The organism is Pseudomonas moraviensis, assembly GCF_900105805.1.
Lineage (GTDB): Bacteria > Pseudomonadota > Gammaproteobacteria > Pseudomonadales > Pseudomonadaceae > Aquipseudomonas > Aquipseudomonas moraviensis_A.
The window spans coordinates 1303135-1317821 of the sequence record NZ_LT629788.1; the positions used below are offsets into that span (position 1 = coordinate 1303135).

The following is a 14687-nucleotide window of genomic DNA, read 5'->3' on the forward strand; positions in this document are numbered from 1 at the left end:
AAGGGCTTTTCTGGTGAACCGATAAACGTGCGGATTTCGTCGGAAAGTCCATGTTTACGGGGCTTTCAGCTAGCCGATGAGGGGCAGGATCAGCGAGGATAACGGATCAGAGAACGACAGAATCAGCGGATCAGGCTTGTGCAAAGCTTGGAATACCATAATATGGTCTGCATCTGAGGGGCGACCCAAGAGTCCTCCCGGTTTGGCTTCATACAAAGATAAAAACAGACAAACTCGAGTTCATGCATATGTCCCAGATGTCCCGGCAAGATCCGTTGATCGAGAATCATACGGTCGATTACGTCCCACTCGCGGAACGCCACGGGAAGGCCCGCGACCTGTTCACTCTGTGGTTCAGCACCAACATCGCGCCACTGCCCATCGTCACCGGCGCCATGGTGGTTCAGGTGTTCCATCTCAATCTGTGGTGGGGGCTGCTGGCGATTGCGCTGGGGCACATGATCGGCGGCGTGGTGATTGCACTGGCGTCGGCCCAGGGCCCGCGCATGGGCATTCCGCAAATGGTCCAGAGTCGCGGCCAGTTCGGCCGATATGGCGCACTGCTGATCGTGTTCTTTGCGGCTCTCATCTATATCGGTTTCTTCATTTCCAACATCGTGCTGGCCGGCAAATCCATCGTCGGTATTGCGCCGTCGGTGCCGGCCCCGCTGAGCATTCTGATCGGCGCGCTGGCCGCTACCGCGATCGGAGTGATCGGCTACAACTTCATCCACACGCTCAATCGCATTGGCACTTGGGTGATGGGCGGCGCGTTGCTCGCAGGGTTTATCTACATCTTCGCCCATGACTTGCCGGCGGACTTCCTGACGCGCGGCAGTTTCAACCTCTCGGGCTGGCTGGCGACGGTATCGCTGGGCATCATCTGGCAGATCAGTTTCTCGCCGTACGTCTCCGACTACTCGCGTTATCTGCCGGCGGACATCGGCATTGCCAAGCCATTTTGGGCGACGTATCTGGGCGCGACGCTGGGCACGATTCTGTCGTTCAGTTTTGGCGCGGTTGCGGTGCTGGCGACGCCGGAAGGCACTGAGGCGATGGCGGCGGTCAAGCAGTCCACCGGCTGGCTGGGGCCGATTCTGATGGTGCTGTTTCTGCTCAATATCATCAGCCACAACGCGCTCAACTTGTATGGCGCGGTGCTGTCGATCATTACCTCGATCCAGACCTTCGCCAGCCAGTGGACGCCGGGCATCAAGGTGCGCGTGGTGCTGTCGAGCGTGATCCTCGGCGGATGCTGCGTGGTCGCCCTCGGCGCTTCGGCGGATTTCATTTCCCAGTTCATCGGGCTGATTCTGGCGCTGTTGCTGGTGCTGGTGCCGTGGGCGTCGATCAACCTGATCGACTTCTACCTGATCAAGCGCGGCAACTACGACATCACCTCGATCTTCCGCGCCGACGGCGGGATCTACGGGCGTTTCAACCTGCACGCGATCATTGCCTACTTCATCGGCATCATCGTGCAGCTGCCGTTCGCCAACACCTCGCTGTACGTCGGGCCGTACGCCAATCTGGTCGAAGGTGCGGATCTGTCGTGGCTGGTTGGCCTGGTGGTCACCGTGCCGCTCTATTACTGCCTCGCGACCCGTGGTCAGGCGCAGCGGAGCAGGGCGGCAAAACTGAGCTATCGCTCGTAAGCAATTCTGTGGCGAGGGAGCAAGCTCCCTCGCCACAACTGGTTTTCGGCCGTCCCGAGTATTTCAGCGGTCACGCAAATTGGCCATATCGATCCCCTTTTGGCCTGCCGCCTACTGTCATCGCGCTACGCTGTCAGCAAGAATCGAAACCATAACAACAGGCTCGACCTTTTTTGCCCTTGGCTTTCGTTACAGCCACTGCCGTGTACAGAACATAAAAACCATCGATCTCACGCCGCATTCGGGGAAACAACCATGGTCACGATCAAACGCATTCTGGGCGCCACCGTGTGTGGCCTGACGCTGCTGGCCAGCGCCGTCCAGGCCGAGCAGCGCGAACTGCGGGTGTACAACTGGGCGGATTACATCCTGCCGTCAGTGCCCAAGGACTTCGCCGAGCAAAGCAAGATCAAAGTGACCTGGGACACCTTCGACACCAACGAATCACTGGAAGCCAAACTCCTCACCGGCAACTCCGGCTACGACCTGGTAGTGCCGTCCAATCAGTTCATCGAAACCCAGATCAAGGCGGGCGTGTTTCAGAAACTCGACAAGTCGAAACTGCCGAACTGGCAGCATCAGGATCCGGCCCTGCTCAAGTTGCTCGAGGCCAACGACCCCGGCAACCAGTACGGTGTGCCCTACATGTACGGCACCGTGCTGATCGGCTTCAACCCGGCCAAGGTCAAGGCTGCCCTTGGCGAGAATGCGCCGGTGGACAGTTGGGATCTGGTGTTCAAGCCCGAGAACATGGAAAAGCTCAAGGCGTGCGGCGTGGCGATGCTCGATTCGCCGTCGGAAATCCTGCCGCTGGCCCTGCATTACCTCGGCCTCGATCCGAACAGCCAGAACCCGGCGGACTATGAAAAGGCCAAGGCCTTGATGATGAAGATTCGCCCCTACGTGACCTACTTCAACTCGGCCAAGTACATGACCGACATCGCCAACGGCGACATCTGCGTGGCGATCGGTTATTCCGGCAGCTTCTACCAGTTCGGCAATCGCGCCAAAGAGGCGGGCAACGGCGTGGTGGTCGACTGGCGCTTGCCGAAGGAGGGCGCGCCGATCTGGTTCGACACGTTCGCCATTCCGAAGAGCGCGAAGAACGTCGCCGAGGCTCACGAATTCCTCAACCACTTGCTCGATCCGAAAGTGATCGCACCGATCAGCGACTTCCTCGGCTACCCGAATGCCAACAAGGACTCGATGCCGCTGGTCAACAAGGAGATCACCGACAACCCCAACCTGACCCCGACCCGCGAAGCGCTGAAAACCCTGTATGTGGTCCAGCCGTTGCCGCAGAAAATGGAGCGGGTGCGCACGCGGGTGTGGACCAGTATCAAATCCGATAAATAAGACCATTCCCTGTAGGAGTGAGCCTGCTCGCGATCGCGGTGTGTCAGTTGACGTAGATGTTGGCTGATACACCGCGATCGCGAGCAGGCTCACTCCTACAAGGGTTTTGTGTGGGTCATTCGGTGCTGCGTTCAGCCTCGCGGGTGGTCACCAGACTCAACAGCACGGATCCCAGAATCACCGAACCCACTACCGCCAGCGACCACTCCACCGGCATGTGAAACCACGGCATCAGCACCATCTTGCCGCCGATGAACACCAGCACGATCGCCAGCCCGTATTTGAGCAGGTGAAAACGGTCAGCCATGTCCGCCAGCAGGAAGTACAGCGCGCGCAGGCCCATGATCGCGAAGATGTTCGAGGTGAAGACGATGAAAGGGTCAGTGGTGACGGCGAAGATCGCCGGGATGCTGTCGACCGCGAACATCAGGTCGCTGGCCTCGATCAGCACCAGCACAAGGAACATCGGTGTTGCCCAGCGCACGCCGTTTTGCAGGATGAAAAACCGCTCGCCGTGGAAACCGCTGGTAATACGCATATGCCCGCGCACCCAGCGCAACAGCGGGTTGTTGTCGAGATCCGGTTGCTGGTCGGCGAACACCAGCATCTTGATCCCGGTGATGATCAGGAACACACCGAACGCATACAACAGCCATTCGAACTGCGACACCAGCCATACGCCGGCAAAGATCATTATCGCGCGCATGACAATCGCGCCGAGCACGCCATATAGCAGCACGCGCCGCTGCAATTCCGGGGGCACGGCGAAGTAGCTGAAGATCATCACGAAGACGAACATGTTGTCGATCGACAGCGACTGCTCGATCAAATAACCGGTGAGGAACTCCAGGGTTTTCTGCCGGGCGATTTCACCGCCAAATTCGCCGTGCAGGTACCACCAGAGCAAACCGGCGAAGCTCAGCGCCAGCAGGCACCAGGCAACCACCCAGGCCGACGCTTCACGCACCGAGACCCGATGCGCCTTGCGGCCGCCAAAGACAAACAAGTCCAGGGCCAGCATGGCCAGAACGAAGACGATGAAGGCGCCCCACATCCAGGGTTCGCCGATATTGATGTTCGTGGCAGGCATGGCACGCTCCCTGTCTTTTTACTTGCAGCAAGCACATCTCCTGTGGGAGCGAGCTTGCTCGCGAATGCGATGGAACAGTGAAGTTGAGGTTGCCTGACACACCGCGTTCGCGAGCAGGCTCGCTCCCACAGGGATCATCTTCACTTCTCGATCAAAGTCAGACGGGGCCATGCTAGCGACGGATTTATGCCAAAGAAAAATCGTTTATTTCTGACTGACAGTTCGGCAAAAACGAAGTATCAGCGAAAGAATTCCCCCGGCGTCTCACCAAACTGCTGACGAAACGCGGCAATGAACGCCGATGTCGAGTCGTATCCGCAGGCCAGCGCGACATCGGTCACACGCTCACCTTTCTCCAGCGGGGTCAGCGCCCCGAGCAGGCGCAGACGCTGGCGCCAGGCGCGGAAGGTCAGGCCGGTGTCGCGCAGGAACAGCCGCGTCAGGGTCTTTTCGGTGACGCCGAATTTGCCGCTCCAGTGGCTCAGCGTGGTCTGCTGTTCCGGATGTTGCTCCAGGCTCTGGTAGATCTGCTTCAAGCGCGGGTCTTGTGGCAGCGGCAGCATCAGGTCGATGGTTGGCGCATCGGCCAGCTGATCGAGGATGACTTGGGCGAGGCGTCCGTCAGGGCCGCTCTCGTCATACTCCACCGGAACCTGACTGAAGGCGCGGATCAACTCCCTGAGCAGATCGCTGACGCCCAGCACATGGCAATGTTCGGCCGCCCAACCGGTGACGCTGCTGTCGATATACAGGCTGCGCATTTCCGTGTGCGGTGCGCTGAACACCCGGTGCGGTACGCCCGCCGGTATCCACACCGCACGCTCCGGCGGTGCGACGAAACGGCCGGCGCTGGTCTGCACTTCGAGCACGCCCTGAATCGCATAGGACAACTGCACCCACGGATGGCTATGACGGCGGGTGAGGGCGCGATTGGGCAGTGATTCGGTGCGTCCATACACAGGACGCGGCAGGCTGGGCAACCCGGGAACACTGCGGCGAACGCTCTTGGTATGTCCTTTGGGCGGCATCTTGCGGCTCTTCGGCGTTAGTCGGTAATTGCCAGTCACGTTAGAGTCGTCGGCACGCACTGGCAACCCCCCGGATGAATCTCATGACGCGCCCACGTTTTCTGCCCGATAACTTCACCCTCACTCTGATCGGCGTTGTCCTGCTGGCCAGCTTCCTGCCCGCCAGCGGCCAGGTCGCGGTCGGCTTCGGCTGGCTGACCAACATCGCTATTGCCCTGCTGTTTTTCCTGCACGGCGCCAAGCTGTCGCGCGAATCGATCATTGCCGGCGCCGGCCACTGGCGTTTGCATCTGCTGGTGTTTGGCCTGACTTTCGTGCTGTTCCCGATTCTCGGTCTGGCGCTCAAACCGCTGTTGTCATCGCTGATCGGCGATCAGCTGTACATGGGCATGCTCTACCTTTGCGCGTTGCCAGCCACGGTGCAGTCGGCCATCGCGTTCACTTCGCTGGCGCGAGGCAATATTCCGGCGGCGATCTGCAGCGCGGCGGCGTCCAGCCTGTTCGGGATTTTTCTTACGCCGCTGCTGGTGACTTTGCTGCTCAACGTCCACGGCGACGGCGGCTCGACCCTCGATGCGATCGTGAAAATCAGCGTGCAGTTGCTGCTGCCATTTATCGCCGGGCAGATCGCCCGCCGCTGGATCGGCGCGTGGGTAGGGCGCAACAAGAACTGGCTGAAATTCGTTGATCAGGGCTCGATTCTGCTGGTGGTCTACGGCGCGTTCAGCGAAGCGGTCAACGAAGGCATCTGGCAGCAGATTCCATTGTTCGAGCTGCTCGGCTTGGTGGTGGTCTGCTGCATCCTGCTCGCCCTGGTTCTATTGGCCTCGAGCCTGCTTGGCAAAGCCTTCGGCTTCAATCAGGAAGACCGCATCACCATTCTGTTCTGCGGCTCGAAAAAGAGCCTGGCCACCGGCGTGCCGATGGCGCAGGTGTTGTTCGCCGGCAGCACCATCGGCGTGCTGATTCTGCCGCTGATGCTGTTCCACCAGATTCAACTGATGGTCTGCGCGGTATTGGCCCAGCGCTATGCCAAGCGGCCGGAGTCGGTGCCTGATCTGATGGCGCAGGTTGATCCGTAAAAACCCTTCACAGCCCCGAATACTTGACCGCCGCCGCGGCCCGCGTCGGCACATCCAGCGTGCGCAACAACGACGACACATGGATGCGCACCGTGAACGGCGAAATATCCAGTTCACGGGCGATTTCCTTGTTGGTCTTGCCTTGCGCGATCAACCGCAGCACGTCCTGCTGACGCGGCGTCAGCGTCGTCGCGGTTTCCAGCGGCAGCAAGCCGGACGGCGCCGACTTCACAAGCACCTCGCCATCACGGATCGCCAGAATCGCCTGGCCGATTTCATCCGGCGCGATGTTCTTGCCGATAAAGCCGTCAATGCCCGCCGCCATGACTTCACTGATCAACGCCTGGTCGTCGACCATCGAAACTACGATCAGCGTGGTGCGCGGCAATCGTCTTCGCAAGTCGGCGAGCTGGGTGATGCAGGTCAACCCGGGAAAACGCAGATCGAGCATCAGCGTGTCCGGCTCGTCGCCCTGTGGCAGCAGCTCGAGCACAGCGTCGAAGTCGCCGGCCTCGCAGATATTCGCTGCGGGCAGCACGCGCTGTACGGTGCGCAGCATCGCCTCGCGAAACAGTGGATGATCGTCGGCTATGATGATCCGGCATGTCATGACGTGACCCTCCCTGGGTCAGGCGTGATTCAAGGCCTGCACCTTAGCACTGGACGCGAAGGTTGCCTGTAGGCTGCTTCCGAAACTGACGATTGCTGCACAAGGACGTTTACCATGAAGTTCGAGAAAAATACCGAACTCGACCAGGCCAACCTGCGCATCATCATCGCCGCCATCGCGGTGGTTTACATGGTTGTGCTGGGTTTTCTGCCGGGCCAGCGCTTCGATACCTACCTGCCGGTCATCACTTACATTGTCCTGTTTCTGCTCGCCTCGATTGTGTTCCGCCAAGCCATTGCGCGCTGGCCGGGGCATTATCCGGCGCGACGGATTTTCGCCATGGTCCACGATTACACCGGCACCTGTTTTGGTTTGGTGATCGGCGGCGAAGCGGCGCTGCCACTGTACGCGGTGATGGTCTGGGTCAACCTCGGCAACGGCATGCGCTACGGCTCGCGTTATCTGGCGATTGCCACCGGCCTGGCGCTCGTAGCGCTGCTGGTGGTCTATCGCTTGACGCCGTACTGGCAGGCGCAACCGTTCATGGTGTTGATGCTGTTGATCACCAGCACGGTGATTCCGTTTTACGCGCACTTGCTGTTGGAGCGTACGCGCAAGGCGTCGGAAGAAGCGGTCGCAGCGAATCTGGAGAAATCGCGCTTCCTCGCGCAGGCCAGTCACGATTTGCGTCAGCCGATTCATTCCATTGGCTTGTTCACTGCCTGTCTTCGCGAGTCGCGTTTGGGCGACGACGAGCGACGGCTGGTCGACAACATCGACCGCTCGCTGCTTAACGTCTCGCAGTTGTTCCGTTCGATTCTCGATCTTTATACGCTGGATAACGGCCGGGTCGAGGCGAAATGGCAAACGCTGAACCTCGGCGAATGGCTCGCGGACATCGTCCGCCAACATCAGGAAGCGGCGCGTTGGGCGGGTGTCGAGCTGCGTTTGCGACCCTGTCACCACTGGGTCAGAACCGACCCGGCGCTGCTGGCGACCATGGTGCAGAACGTGCTCTCCAACTGTTTCAAATACGGCGCGCAACGGCCGGTGCTGATCGGTGTGCGTAAGCGCGGGGCAGGGCTGGCCATCGTCATCCATGACCGCGGCAACGGCATTGCCGAAGAGCATCTGCCGAAGGTTTTCGAAGAGTTCTATCGAGTGCGACAAGTGCGCGATAAAGACGTCGAGGGGGTCGGACTGGGTCTGGCGATCGTCAAGCGTCTGGGTGAGTTGATCGATGTGCAGGTTGCTCTGCGTTCGCGGGTAAAGCGCGGCACAGCAGTAACCCTCGCCGGTTTATCGTTCGCAGCGGCGCCACCGTCACCGGTCATGCGCGATGAAGCGCGGCAGGTGGGGTTGTTGACGGGTCTGAAAGTGTGTCTGGTGGAGGATGATCGCAACGTGCTGTTGGCGACGTCGGCGTTGCTCGAGCGCTGGGGCTGCGTGGTGCAGGCCGAGTGGTCGGCTGAGGATCTGGTCACCGACTGCGACATCATCGTCGCCGACTATGACCTCGGCACCCACGCCACTGGCATCGAGTGCATCGATGAGGTGCGCCGGCAACGCGGCTGGGCAGTGCCAGCGATGATCATCACCGGTCACGACATCGAAAAGATTCAGGCAGCCTTGCACGATCGGCAGATCGCCATTCTGTCGAAACCGGTGCGCCCGGCCGAGCTGCGCGCGACATTACGCGCCCTGCGTGATCGACAAGGCGAAGCGGTCGAAAAGACGCTGTAGAGGCTGATGTAAACGGGCGGCTCGGGAGCCCGCCCGTTTCTTCGGGGCGTTTATTGCGGACTGTTGAACTGGTCGGAATAGCTGCCGGTCATCAGCGCCGATGCCACGCGATCAGAGCCGACTCCGACCCGAGAATAGGCCACACGGTTGACGCCGGTGCGATCTGCGCCATCCGCTGCCAGCGCGACGGCACCGACCTTATCGGCACCGTCAGAGGCCACCGCGCCCGCACCGACACGGTCGGCACCGTCAGAAGCCACCGCACCTGCACCGACCTTGTCAGCGCCATCGGAAGCCACTGCGCCGGCACCGACCTTATCGGCGCCATCGGAAGCCACTGCTCCAGCACCGACCTTATCAGCGCCGTCGGAGGCCACCGCGCCGGCACCCACACGATCAGCACCGTCAGAAGCCACTGCCCCGGCACCGACCTTATCGGCGCCATCGGCAGCTACCGCCCCGGCCCCAACATGATCAGCCCCATCCGAAGCCAACGCCTGCGGTTGCGCCGCCCACGCACTAGGCACTGCGACACCGGCCGCTACCGCAAGAAGCACGCCTGACAACAACTTGTATTTCATGGTTTTCTCCACGACCCAGCAGCCAGAAAGCGATGAGATGTCGTCCGTTGCGTATGCCCGGCGCTGTGACTCATTGGCTTGGGTTTTACCTGGTTGGCGAAAGGCACGGGCACACCGAACGGCGTGCGGGTGTCGAGATAATTTTGATCGAGCCGATTGAGTATAGGATCGGCCTCGGGAACTGCCACGGCGGGCAGATCGACGGACAAAAAAGACGAAGCCCGCATTGCGCGGGCTTCGTTGTGCGTGGCTTCTTATATGCTCGCCAGTGCCTGTGCCAGGTCGGCGCGCAGGTCTTCGACGTCTTCAACCCCGACCGACAACCGCACCAGCCCATCGCCAATCCCCAGCTTCGCGCGGGTTTCCGGCGGAATCGTCGCGTGGGTCATGATCGCCGGATGCTCGATCAGGCTTTCCACGCCACCGAGGCTTTCGGCCAACGCAAAGATCTTCACGTTTTCCAAAAACCGCCGTGCACCGGCCAGGTCGCTGTTCAGATCGACGGAAATCATCCCGCCAAAACCGCGCATCTGGCGCTTGGCCAGTTCATGCTGCGGATGCGACGTCAGGCCCGGATAGTAGACGCGCTTGACCTGCGGTTGCTGCTCGAGCCACTGCGCCAGGTCCAGGGCATTGCTGCAATGGCGCTCCATGCGCAGCGCCAGGGTTTTCACCCCGCGCAAGGTCAGGAACGCATCGAACGGCCCGGAAATCGCGCCGACGGCGTTCTGCAGAAAACCGAGTTTTTCCGCCAGCTCGGCGTTCTGCCCGACCACGGCAATGCCGCCGATCACGTCGGAGTGGCCGTTGAGGTATTTGGTGGTCGAGTGCAGCACGATGTCGAAGCCCAACTCCAGCGGACGCTGGATGTACGGGCTGGCAAAGGTGTTGTCGGCGACGCAGATGATCCCGCGAGCGCGGCAGATGCGCGCGATTGCGGCCAGGTCCGACAGACTCAGCAGCGGGTTGGTCGGGGTTTCGACCATGACCATGCGCGTGTCGTCCTGCAGCGAGGCTTCGAACGCCGACAGGTCGGCCAGATCGACGAAGCTGAAACGATGCCCGGCGCTGCGCTGGCGAACCTTGTCGAACAGGCGGAACGTGCCACCGTAAAGATCATTGCCGGAAACGATGTGCGAGCCGGCATCGAGCAATTCCAGCACCGTGGAAATCGCCGCCAGCCCTGAGGCGAAGGCGAATGCGCGGGTGCCGCCTTCGAGGTCGGCGACACAGCGTTCCAGGGCGAAGCGCGTCGGGTTGTGCGAGCGGCCGTAATCGAAGCCCTTGTGCACGCCGGGGCTGTCTTGCAGGTAAGTGGAGTTGGCATAGATCGGCGGCATCAGCGCGCCGGTGGTCGGGTCCGGCTCCTGCCCGGCGTGGATCACCCGGGTGGCGAAGCCTTGGGATTTATCGTCGTGCTGACTCATGCAAGGGATCTCCGTAATTGGTTGAGCATGTCGGTGCGGGTGATCAGGCCATGGAAGCCGGAGGCGTCGGCGATGATCGCAACGAGGCCACGGCTGAGCACCGCTTCCAGCTCGGCCAGGGTCGCGGCCGGCGCAAGGGTTTGCAGTTTGTCGGTCATCACGCTGGACACCGACTGGCTGAAGCGCGCGGCGTCTTCGTGCACGCCGAGAAGGATGTCGGACTCATCGATCACGCCCACCAGCTGCTTGCCTTCGACCAGCACCGGCAGTTGCGAAACATCCGCCAGACGCATGCGCTGGAACGCGGTGAGCAGGGTATCGTCAGGGCCGACGCTGATCACCCGGCCGTCCTCGAAACGCCGGGCGATCAAGTCGCGCAAATCGCCGTAGCCCTTGCGTTGCAACAAGCCCTGATCGGTCATCCACTGGTCGTTGTAGACCTTCGACAGGTAACGCGTGCCGGTGTCGCAGACAAAACTGACCACGCGTTTCGGCTCGGTCTGTTCGCGGCAATAGCGCAGCGCGGCGGCGAACAGGGTGCCGGTCGAAGAGCCACCGAGAATGCCTTCGGCCTTGAGCAACTGGCGGGCGTGATCGAAGCTTTCTTCGTCGCTGATCGAGTAGGCATGGCGCACGCTGGACAGGTCGGTGATCGATGGAATGAAGTCTTCGCCGATGCCCTCGACCGCCCACGAGCCGGGGGTTGGCAGGCTGCCGTCGCGGCTGTATTGGGCCATGACCGAACCGACCGGATCCGCCAACACCATTTCCAGATTCGGCTGCACACGTTTGAAGAAACGACTCAACCCGGTCAGCGTCCCGGCCGAACCGACGCCGACAACGATGGCGTCCAGATCATGTTCGGTCTGCGCCCAGATCTCCGGCGCGGTGCTGCATTCATGGGCCAGCGGGTTGGCGGGATTATTGAACTGGTCGGCAAAAAACGCCCCGGGAATATCCTTGGCCAAACGCGCGGCGACGTCCTGGTAATACTCGGGATGACCCTTGCCGACGTCGGAGCGAGTGATGTGCACTTCGGCACCCATGGCCTTCAAGTGCAGGACTTTCTCGGTGGACATCTTGTCCGGCACCACCAGCACCACACGATAGCCTTTGGCACGGCCAACCAGCGCCAGACCGAGACCGGTGTTGCCGGCAGTGGCCTCGACAATCGTGCCGCCCGGTTGCAGGCGGCCGTCACGTTCAGCGGCGTCGATCATCGCCAGACCGATGCGGTCCTTGATCGAGCCGCCGGGATTCTGCGATTCGAGTTTGAGAAACAGCGTGCACGGTCCGGTATCAAAACGGGTGACCCGAACCAGCGGAGTATTGCCTATCAGCCCAAGCACGGCAGGGCGTGATTCCTTCGACATTTCTTCACCTCTTTATGGTGTTGATCGCGTTCCGATCGCGGGGAAAAGACTCGCGTGCAACTTAGGCGCAGACATCTTCCCTCGCAACCTTTAATCCTTGAGAAATCCAGCCATTTGGATCTAACGATAGAACGAATTTGCCAAGCTGCCGGAACAGTTCGAACGTGTTTACAGCGAGGCGTCATCCAGTATTCAAAGGGCGTCTTCGCCGCGACAAAAGCTTGATCTGGGCGTCGCAGTTATGATCGTTCCCACGCTCTGCGTGGGAATGCAACCGGGGACGCTCTGCGTCCCTACGGTCCAAAGATCGCAGCCTTCGGCAGCTCCTACAGGGGCGTCTGTGCATGAGTAGAACTTGTGATGATCTAGAATAAATTGAGTTTGTTTCATCAAGCCTCGTTCCTGACAATGGCCGCCATCGAATAAGCACCTGGAGTTGTTCTCATGGCACTGGCCCATTCCCTTGGATTTCCGCGCATCGGTCGCGACCGCGAACTGAAGAAAGCGCAAGAGGCGTTCTGGAAAGGAGAACTGAACGAGGCGGGCCTGCGTGACGTCGGGCGTGACCTGCGCAAGGCCCATTGGGACCTGCAGAAAAACGCCGGCATCGACTTGCTGCCAGTCGGCGATTTCGCCTGGTACGACCAGGTGCTGACCCACTCGCTGATGTTCGGCGTGATCCCCGAGCGCTTCCGCCCGCACGATGGCAAAGCCCCCCTGCAAACCCTCTTCAGCATGGCTCGCGGTGTCAGCAACGCTTGCTGCGGCGGCGCTCACGCCCAGGAGATGACCAAGTGGTTCGACACCAACTATCACTACCTCGTCCCGGAATTCAGCGCCGACCAGCAATTCCAGCTGGGTTGGGAGCAGCTGTTTGAAGAAACCGAAGAAGCCCGCGCGCTGGGGCACAACGTCAAACCGGTGATCATTGGCCCGCTGACCTATCTGTGGCTGGGCAAAACCAAAGGCACCGATTTCGACAAGCTCGAGTTGCTTGATCGCCTGCTGCCGCTGTACGGGCAGATCTTTGCGCGGCTGGCGGCACTGGGCGTGGAATGGGTGCAGATCGATGAGCCGATTCTGGTGCTTGATCTACCGCAAAACTGGAAGAATGCCTTCGAGCGCGCCTACAACCAGATCCAGCGCGATCCGCTGAAAAAACTGCTCGCCACCTACTTCGGTGGTCTGGAAGAAAACCTCGGTCTGGCAGCGAACCTGCCGGTCGATGGCCTGCACATCGATCTGGTGCGCGCGCCGGATCAGTACCCGACCATTCTGGATCGTCTGCCGGCCTATAAAGTGCTGTCTCTCGGTGTGGTCAATGGTCGTAACGTCTGGCGCTGCGATCTGCACAACGCGCTGGCGACGCTGCGGCATGCCCATGAGCGTCTGGGAGATCGTTTGTGGGTGGCGCCGTCCTGCTCGTTGCTGCACAGCCCGGTGGACCTGAGTCGTGAAGACCAGCTCGATGCCGAACTGAAAAGCTGGCTGGCGTTTGCCGTGCAGAAGTGCGAAGAGGTCGCCGTGCTCGCCCAGGCTGTCAGCGAGCCGGAAGCACCCCAGGTGCTGCGCGCGTTGGCGCAGAGCCGTGCGGTGCAGACCAGTCGCGCCGCCTCGCCGCGCATTCACAAACCGGCGGTGCAGGCACGGGTAGCGGCGATCACGGCCGGCGATGCGCAACGGCAATCGCCGTTTGCCCAGCGCATTGTCAAACAGCGGCGCAAGCTTGATCTGCCGCTGTTCCCGACCACCACCATTGGTTCGTTTCCGCAAACGGCGGCGATTCGTCTGGCGCGTCAGGGCTACAAGCAGGGCAAGCTCAGCGCGGCGGATTACACCGACGCCATGCACAGCGAAATTCGCCACGCGGTGGAGATTCAGGAGCGCCTCGGGCTGGATGTGCTGGTGCACGGTGAAGCCGAGCGGAACGACATGGTCGAGTATTTCGCCGAACAACTCGATGGCTACGCTTTTACCCGCTTCGGCTGGGTGCAGAGCTACGGTTCGCGTTGCGTGAAACCGGCGGTGATTTTCGGCGACCTGAGCCGCCCGCGAGCAATGACGGTCGCGTGGATCCGCTACGCCCAGAGTCTGACCGACAAAGTCATGAAAGGCATGCTGACCGGTCCGGTGACCATGCTCATGTGGTCGTTCCCGCGCGAGGACGTCAGCCGTGAGGTCCAGGCACGACAACTGGCGCTGGCAATCCGTGATGAAGTCAATGATCTGGAAGCCGCCGGAATCAACATCGTGCAAATCGACGAAGCGGCGTTCCGTGAGGGCTTGCCGTTGCGCCGGGCGCAGTGGCAGGCGTATCTGCACTGGGCGAGCGAAGCGTTCCGCCTGTGCGCCTCCGGGGTGCGCGACGAGACGCAGATCCATACGCACATGTGCTACAGCGAGTTCAACGATGTGATCGAGTCGATCGCGGCGATGGACGCCGATGTCATCACCATCGAAACCTCGCGTTCGGACATGGAACTGCTCGAAGCGTTTGAAGCATTCGCCCACCCGAACGACATCGGCCCGGGCGTCTACGACATTCACTCGCCACGCATTCCCGATGTGGCGGAGATGGTCGGGCTGCTGCGCAAAGCTGCCCGGCGCATTCCGGCTGAGCGCCTGTGGGTCAACCCGGATTGCGGCTTGAAAACCCGAGGCTGGCCAGAGACCGAAGCGGCGTTGGTGCACATGGTCACGGCCGCGCGGCAGCTGCGCAAAGAGTGGGCATAGTAGCCAACG

Annotated in this window: 11 protein-coding genes; 5 read left to right on the plus strand and 6 right to left on the minus strand. The window is 61.0% G+C overall.

The window, feature by feature from the left end; all coding sequences use genetic code 11:
- The first annotated feature begins 248 nt into the window (after nt 1–248).
- Both BLU71_RS06300 and BLU71_RS06305 read left to right on the plus strand, forming a co-directional pair.
- Nucleotides 249–1655 (plus strand): purine-cytosine permease family protein, encoded by a 1407-nt coding sequence (locus tag BLU71_RS06300; RefSeq protein ID WP_083352568.1) that lies wholly within the window; start codon nt 249–251, stop codon nt 1653–1655.
- 255 nt (nt 1656–1910) lie between these two features.
- Nucleotides 1911–3011 (plus strand): polyamine ABC transporter substrate-binding protein, encoded by a 1101-nt coding sequence (locus BLU71_RS06305; RefSeq protein ID WP_064363459.1) that lies wholly within the window; start codon nt 1911–1913, stop codon nt 3009–3011.
- Between the two features lie 115 nt (nt 3012–3126).
- Here BLU71_RS06305 and BLU71_RS06310 read toward each other — a convergent pair whose 3' ends face one another.
- Nucleotides 3127–4101, minus strand: a complete 975-nt coding sequence (locus tag BLU71_RS06310; protein WP_083352569.1) for a TerC family protein — start codon at nt 4099–4101, stop codon at nt 3127–3129.
- A gap of 239 nt (nt 4102–4340) precedes the next feature.
- Nucleotides 4341–5129 carry an AraC family transcriptional regulator gene (locus BLU71_RS06315; protein WP_065616175.1) on the minus strand — a complete coding sequence of 263 codons (789 nt, stop codon included), beginning with the start codon at nt 5127–5129 and terminating at the stop codon, nt 4341–4343.
- Between the two features lie 83 nt (nt 5130–5212).
- Between BLU71_RS06315 and BLU71_RS06320 the strand changes: the two genes are divergently transcribed.
- Nucleotides 5213–6211, plus strand: coding sequence for a bile acid:sodium symporter family protein (locus BLU71_RS06320; RefSeq protein WP_083352570.1), 999 nt, complete (start codon nt 5213–5215; stop codon nt 6209–6211).
- A 7-nt stretch (nt 6212–6218) separates the two neighbouring features.
- On the opposite strand, the gene BLU71_RS06325 is transcribed toward BLU71_RS06320, so the two are convergent.
- Complete coding sequence (locus BLU71_RS06325; RefSeq protein ID WP_065616177.1) at nt 6219–6821, minus strand: LuxR C-terminal-related transcriptional regulator; 603 nt, start codon at nt 6819–6821, stop codon at nt 6219–6221.
- 114 nt (nt 6822–6935) lie between these two features.
- On the opposite strand from BLU71_RS06325, the gene BLU71_RS06330 reads away from it, so the two are divergent.
- Nucleotides 6936–8564 (plus strand): hybrid sensor histidine kinase/response regulator, encoded by a 1629-nt coding sequence (locus tag BLU71_RS06330; RefSeq protein WP_083352571.1) that lies wholly within the window; start codon nt 6936–6938, stop codon nt 8562–8564.
- A 50-nt stretch (nt 8565–8614) separates the two neighbouring features.
- Here BLU71_RS06330 and BLU71_RS06335 read toward each other — a convergent pair whose 3' ends face one another.
- The 3 genes from BLU71_RS06335 to BLU71_RS06345 all read right to left on the minus strand — a co-directional run bounded on the left by BLU71_RS06335 (nt 8615) and on the right by BLU71_RS06345 (nt 11945).
- Nucleotides 8615–9145: a hypothetical protein gene (locus tag BLU71_RS06335; RefSeq protein WP_083352572.1), complete on the minus strand. Its 531-nt coding sequence runs from the start codon at nt 9143–9145 to the stop codon at nt 8615–8617.
- Nucleotides 9146–9399: 254 nt separating this feature from the next.
- Nucleotides 9400–10572, minus strand: coding sequence for a cystathionine gamma-synthase (locus BLU71_RS06340; protein ID WP_083352573.1), 1173 nt, complete (start codon nt 10570–10572; stop codon nt 9400–9402).
- Entirely contained in the window at nt 10569–11945 is a 1377-nt protein-coding gene (locus tag BLU71_RS06345; RefSeq protein WP_083352574.1) for a pyridoxal-phosphate dependent enzyme, read from the minus strand. The genes BLU71_RS06340 and BLU71_RS06345 overlap by 4 nt, the downstream gene beginning before the upstream one ends.
- 444 nt (nt 11946–12389) lie before the next feature.
- On the opposite strand from BLU71_RS06345, the gene metE reads away from it, so the two are divergent.
- Nucleotides 12390–14678 carry a 5-methyltetrahydropteroyltriglutamate--homocysteine S-methyltransferase gene (gene metE / locus BLU71_RS06350; RefSeq protein WP_083352575.1) on the plus strand — a complete coding sequence of 763 codons (2289 nt, stop codon included), beginning with the start codon at nt 12390–12392 and terminating at the stop codon, nt 14676–14678.
- The last annotated feature ends 9 nt before the right edge of the window (nt 14679–14687 follow it).

Excerpts from the sequence above, each read along its gene's own strand:
- BLU71_RS06300 (WP_083352568.1), top strand. The coding sequence starts at position 249 with ATGTCCCAGATGTCCCGGCAAGATCCGTTGATCGAGAATCATACGGTC.
- BLU71_RS06305 (WP_064363459.1), top strand. The coding sequence starts at position 1,911 with ATGGTCACGATCAAACGCATTCTGGGCGCCACCGTGTGTGGCCTGACG.
- BLU71_RS06310 (WP_083352569.1), bottom strand. The coding sequence starts at position 4,101 with ATGCCTGCCACGAACATCAATATCGGCGAACCCTGGATGTGGGGCGCC.
- BLU71_RS06315 (WP_065616175.1), bottom strand. The coding sequence starts at position 5,129 with ATGCCGCCCAAAGGACATACCAAGAGCGTTCGCCGCAGTGTTCCCGGG.
- BLU71_RS06320 (WP_083352570.1), top strand. The coding sequence starts at position 5,213 with ATGACGCGCCCACGTTTTCTGCCCGATAACTTCACCCTCACTCTGATC.
- BLU71_RS06325 (WP_065616177.1), bottom strand. The coding sequence starts at position 6,821 with ATGACATGCCGGATCATCATAGCCGACGATCATCCACTGTTTCGCGAG.
- BLU71_RS06330 (WP_083352571.1), top strand. The coding sequence starts at position 6,936 with ATGAAGTTCGAGAAAAATACCGAACTCGACCAGGCCAACCTGCGCATC.
- BLU71_RS06335 (WP_083352572.1), bottom strand. The coding sequence starts at position 9,145 with ATGAAATACAAGTTGTTGTCAGGCGTGCTTCTTGCGGTAGCGGCCGGT.
- BLU71_RS06340 (WP_083352573.1), bottom strand. The coding sequence starts at position 10,572 with ATGAGTCAGCACGACGATAAATCCCAAGGCTTCGCCACCCGGGTGATC.
- BLU71_RS06345 (WP_083352574.1), bottom strand. The coding sequence starts at position 11,945 with ATGTCGAAGGAATCACGCCCTGCCGTGCTTGGGCTGATAGGCAATACT.
- metE (WP_083352575.1), top strand. The coding sequence starts at position 12,390 with ATGGCACTGGCCCATTCCCTTGGATTTCCGCGCATCGGTCGCGACCGC.